Here is a 442-nt window from a genome sequence, read left to right as displayed (position 1 = left end):
GGTGACCACGCCCGCCGCGTCGCGCCGCGCGGTGCCGTTCGCCGACAGCGAGCCGTAGGCCGACAGCGGCGCATCGAGCGCGGCTGTCAGCAGCGGATCGAGCTGCGCCAGCGCCAGCTCCTGCAGCGAAAAGCGCGCCTCGCCGCCGGCGTCACTCCAGTCGAGCGCGGCGCACAGCGTGGCCGGCGCTGCATCGAGGCAGGATTCGGCCAACCGCAGCAGTTGCGGCTCGTGGTCGTAAGCCAGCTCGGCCGGTGCGCGCAGGTTCCAGGTTTCTCGATCCTTCGGCGCCAGCTGCAGGGTCGTCAGCGTGCCGCGCCAGCGGCCGTCGCGCTCCCCGCCATCGACGGCGGCATCGATCGCGACGGCGTCGCCCGCCAGCGATACCTGCAGCGCATGCTGGGCGCGCGAACCGTCGGCCTGCAGCGAGAACGTCGCGAAG

The 442-nt window shown here is 73.3% G+C and carries 1 protein-coding gene; it reads right to left on the bottom strand.

The features are described 5' to 3' along the window. The coding region (locus tag I6F37_RS40185; protein ID WP_225154405.1) for a hypothetical protein at positions 1 to 442 on the bottom strand (442 nt) is incomplete at both ends.

The organism is Bradyrhizobium sp. NBAIM08 (genome assembly GCF_020193935.1).
GTDB lineage: Bacteria > Pseudomonadota > Alphaproteobacteria > Rhizobiales > Xanthobacteraceae > Bradyrhizobium > Bradyrhizobium yuanmingense.
Note: the sequence above shows the minus strand (reverse complement) of the source record. Positions and strands in the feature narration are given on the sequence as shown.